This is a genomic window from Actinotalea subterranea (assembly GCF_008364845.1).
Taxonomy (GTDB): Bacteria; Actinomycetota; Actinomycetes; order Actinomycetales; family Cellulomonadaceae; genus Actinotalea; species Actinotalea subterranea.
Map to the genome: position 1 here is coordinate 1 of NZ_VTTP01000022.1, position 4,618 is coordinate 4,618.

The 4,618-nt window shown below is 67.4% G+C and carries 4 protein-coding genes; all 4 read right to left on the reverse strand.

Translation table 11 applies throughout. The features are described 5' to 3' along the window. Positions 1-291 precede the first annotated feature (291 nt). Complete coding sequence (locus tag FZ988_RS18670) at positions 292-531, reverse strand: hypothetical protein (RefSeq protein WP_188079185.1); 240 nt, start codon at positions 529-531, stop codon at positions 292-294. Positions 532-613: 82 nt separating this feature from the next. Next, complete coding sequence (locus FZ988_RS18315) at positions 614-2,989, reverse strand: hypothetical protein (RefSeq protein WP_149205486.1); 2,376 nt, start codon at positions 2,987-2,989, stop codon at positions 614-616. A 173-nt stretch (positions 2,990-3,162) separates the two neighbouring features. Further along, a complete protein-coding gene (locus FZ988_RS18320; RefSeq protein ID WP_149205487.1) occupies positions 3,163-4,305 on the reverse strand; it encodes a tyrosine-type recombinase/integrase in 1,143 nt (380 codons plus the stop codon). Further along, a complete protein-coding gene (locus tag FZ988_RS18325) occupies positions 4,305-4,520 on the reverse strand; it encodes a helix-turn-helix domain-containing protein (protein ID WP_149205488.1) in 216 nt (71 codons plus the stop codon). Before FZ988_RS18325 ends, FZ988_RS18320 begins: the two co-directional genes overlap by 1 nt. Between the last annotated feature and the right edge of the window lie 98 nt (positions 4,521-4,618).

Here is a 4,618-nt window from a genome sequence, read left to right on the forward strand (position 1 = left end):
CCACTACCGTCAAAACCCGACCGTCACGACGGCCGAGACCAGAGAACCGAGCCTCCACTGAAGTCGGGGCGGTTCACAGGGTATTTGTGCACGTCAAGCGCGGTTTCTGCGACTTGGACGCAGTGGCTGTGAAGGCCGGATTCGGGTCCGTGGTCAGCGTGTGGTCAGCGGCTCGTCTCAGGATCTGGACGGTTGGTCATGGACGTGGACGGACGCTGGCGGACGCAAGTATCGCGGCGTGTCCATCGGTGACGACACGAGCAAGGCTTCGTGGTCGCGTTCTCGCCAAGGTCAAGGAGCCCGGGCAGGGGTGTCCGTGTTGGCCAGGCCCTCGAAGGCCGGCAGCAGCGATTCGGTGATCCCCGCTGCCTTGTCCCGCACGTACCAGAGCACCGGCTCGTACCAGCCTGTGACGCCCATGAGCACGATGAGCGCCAGCAAGAGCGTCCGGACCCATCGGCGTGGAGCAAGGTCAAGCCCTAGGTCGACGGCGTCGGATCCGCGCGTGATCCAGACGATGCCACCGCCCACTGACAAGGCCTTAGGCACCCCCGCGGCTCGCCCGTTGCTCCCTCCGTGGCACCGGTTCACTGGGCTCGGTTCAGGCGTGCGTTCAGCGGCGCCGCTTGCCTGGTCTGGCTCTTTGCTTCTTCTTGGCCTTTGGTGGCAGTGCGCTCGGTGCCCGGTCCGGCGGAATCAGGCGCATCGCTCGCGCGAGGGCTTCGAGGTCGGGGTTGTACGTCCATGGGTCGTCGAGCCACAGCGTCACGCGGGGCCGACCGTCGGGTGCCAGGAGGACTCCGAGCGCCCGACCAGCGTGTTCGTGGTGCTTCTTCGCCTCGAGGTACTGGCGCAGGTGCTCCCGGTTCGCCTGGGAATCCGCGCCCGCTGCGAAGATGTAGATCCAGCGCCCGGTGTCGTCGAAGCCGCCCGTCGCAAAAGTGTGGAAGGAGCCGCCCGCGCCGGCCGCGAGCGTGGCGGCGACGCTTGCAGTGATGGAAGCTTGAGCCTGCGCGGAGTGGCCATCGACGTCGGCGGCTGCTCGCCACCAGCCCGGTGCGCCATCCACGGCCATGGCGTCGAAGATCTTGCCGAGCTGGGCGCCCATCGGCTCGCGACGGGGGCAGTCCGCCGGCCTGCTCGACAGTCGATCCTCGAAGTACATGAAGGCGTCGAGGTGATCAGTGAAAGTGCCGACGAGCGTGCGGCCCTGGCTCGCGTACTCTCGTCGCTGCTTCGCCGTCGGAGGCTTGGAGTTGGGGTGCCGGGCGAAGAGTCGGTCTGGGTCAGGCTTGAAGTAGAAGCCTCCCGCGACAAACCACATGAGGATGTCCAGCTCGTCGCTTCCTGTGATCCACGTAGCTGCGTCGCGGTTCGTCCGACGCCGCAGGTACGTAAGGAAGTTCTCTGGCCGATCCAGTACGCGCTGGAACACCAGGAGATCATGAACGCTGACGACCCAGGGCAGCTGCGTCTGCGTGAGAACTCCGGCCTGAACCAGTTCGGACGTCGCGAGCGCAAGCGGTCCGAGGTCGTCGAGGCACGCGACGATGGAGTGAATTTCGTGCACGTCGCTGAGGTCCAGCCACGTCCCGTCCTCCAGCCAGAGTCCCCGGTAGGACTCGATGATCGAACGGAGTCGTTCGGCCTGCTCGGCGGCCTCTCGGACGGTCTTGGTGAGGTCCCCGTGCAACTGCTGCACCCCGCCTTGGCGCGACTTTGCCCTCAAGTCCCCAGCTTTGACTTCCACACACAGCGCTACGCCATCCAGCAGGACGAGCGCATCAGCCTCGGCCACCGGCGCGCTCCTGTGCGTGATTGACGTCGAGGAGAGGTCGTGATCGACACCTCGGTGGCGATAGCGGACGTTGCGGCGAGTGGTCGCCCTTCCATGGAGGATCGCATCGATCGCCTCGGTGACGAGGCCCTCAACCGCCTGATCACGGGCTCGTCCGTAGGTCGTCCAGATCGGTGTCCCCTTCAGCCGCGCCTCGCAGGTCCGACGGATTTCGTCCTCGGCGATCGCTCCCGGCAGGGGAAGGTAGCCGCGCCCCGGCGCATGGAGGATCGCCTTCCCCGCAATGGGGTTGCGTCCGTCGCAGAACTCGTGAACGAGCTCCTCCGGGCCGCGGCCATCAGGTTGCGCACTGAACGTGTTGAGGACTGCGGTTGCGGTACTGACGTCGATCCCGGCCGCGTGCCCAACCTGTTCAGGTGTGATTACCTGAAGCTCAGATGGTGTTTGGAACAGCAGCCTCGCCGCTTCCCTCGCCTCAGCGCTCGGCGGCCCTCCAGTCTGGGCGGCCTCGCCCAACTGCTCGAACACTTCGTCGAGCCGGGCGCCGCCTATGTCAATGACGGCTTCGCGAACGGCGAGGACGTCGTCGTAGGTGAAGTTGAGGACCGATCGGAACGCTGCATCGGTTCTGGTAGTACGCAAGACGTTCTCGTGGATCGCGGCGGCGACTTGTCGGTACTGACGTCCGCGGACTGAGGTCTCATGACTCGAGAGACGCCATGCAAGCGTGCTCATCTCTGTCGCGGGGGCGCCCTCACGCTCCCAGCTAAGGCGCACCACCCCACGCAGACCGGTCAGTTCGACGATGGTCGCGCCGGTCCTGACGAGTTCCGGGACGATGGACGCGGTGCCGACCTCGCAGGTGGGATCGCGCATTGGAAGCCCGAGGCCGAGTAGCACTAGCGCGACTACCTCGGCCGCTGCCCAGGAGTCGAGCGGACTAGAACCGCTTTCCATCCAGAGCGCCAGGTCCGGAGGCATGACGAACTGGCGGAGCAGGATCATTACGTCGAAGGCGTCGTGGCCGCGCACTAGGTCGCGGAGTGCAGCGATACCGTAGTCGACGGCATCATCGAGTTCCCGGGTGCTGGGGATCTCATCCGGTTCAGCGGGCCGTAGTTGCCCCGCGTACGCGTCGGCCCGGGCCCCCATGGCGACGAGCGCTTCATGGCTTGCGGCGACCATGTGCATGCGTCGACCGTCTGGCGCCTCGAAGAGGCCCTCGTGTACCCCGAGAGGCTCCACAGTTCCTCGCTCTTGGTCTGTCCATCGGGGTCTATCCGGACCGGAAGTCGACATGATCGGATAGTGCCAGTCACCTCTGACACGTGGAGCCGCTACGGCTGCCGGCGAGCCGCGCGCCACTAAGCAGAAGCGTCGGGTGTATCCGTCACTGCCGGCTCGATCGCCCGCGGTGCCTGCATCAGCGGGATCACCGGCAGCCGCTCCATCGCCTGCCACGTGGCCTCGGAGAACAGGTGCCCGTAGAGATCCATGGTCATCGTCGCGGTCGAGTGCCCGAGGATCACCTGCACCGCCTTCACGTCCGCCCCGGCCGCGATCAGCAGCGAGGCGGCGGTGTGCCGCAGGTCATGGATCGTCGTCCCCTCGACGCCCGCCCGCCGGGTCGCGTCCATCCACCCCGATCGGGCGCGGAAGTTGGTATTCGTCCAGACGCCGCCGCTCGGGCTCGGGAACAGGTATCCGCCCGGCGCCGTCCCCGCGACCCGTGTCCGCACGTACTCGTCGAGCGCCGCGGGCACCGGCACGGTTCTGGTCTGGTGCGTCTTCGTCGGGCCGAACACCGCCCCGCTCGTCCGCTTGGACTGCGTCGCCGCCCGGTGCACCCGGACGCCGAGGCCGTGCGGGGTCTGCACCACGTCGTCGATCCGCAGCGCCGCCATCTCCGAGAACCGGCACCCCGTCGTCCCGAGGAACAGCACGACTGGCTGGCACAACGAGGGCACCGCCATGACCAGCCGGCCGAGCTGCTCGGGTCGCAGCCAATGGGGCTCCCGCTTGGTCGCTCCGCGCGGAAGCGACACCATCCGTGCGACGTTCACGCTGAGCCGCCGGTCGCGGATCGCGTAGTCGAACACCAGCCGGATCATCGACAGCGCCCGGCGCCGCGTCGCCGTCGCGAGCCCGCGAGCGGTCAGAGCGGACATCACCCGCTCGACGTCGGCCGCCGAGATCCCGGAGATCGGGTACGCCCCGATCTCCGGGATCACGTACTTGTCCAGCAGGAAGCGTGTGGTCTCCTGGCTGCGCACCGCCAGGTGACCACGCGAGGCCTGCCACTCCTCGGCCAGCGCCGCGAAGGTGATGCGCCCCCGCGTCGGGTCGATCCAGGAGCCGGCGTCGAGCCGCGCGAGCTGGTCGGCTTCCCAGCGCTTGGCGTCGACGCGACGCGTGAACGACCTCTGGGCGATGACCCGGCGCTCGAAGAAGACCTTCGCGCGCCAGGTCACCGTGCCCGAGGGCAAGATCCGCTTGGTGACGGACATCAGCGCCGCTTGGGCGGCATGGCCGGCTCGCGGTCGACCCACGCCGCCGGGATGAGGATCACGGTGCCGAGGCGCCGGCACGGGATCTGCTCCTTCTCGACCAGGTGGTACAGCGTGCGCGGCGGGACGCAGAGCACCATGGCGGCGTCCTTGACGCGGTAGTACTGCCGGGCGGCCGTCGGCGTGGCCGGGGTGTGCTGCTCGATTGCGGTCATGGTCGTACTCCTTCTCTTGGTTGAACCGCCCCGACTTCAGTGGAGGCTCGGTTCTCTGGTCTCGGCCGTCGTGACGGTCGGGTTTTGACGGTAGTGGT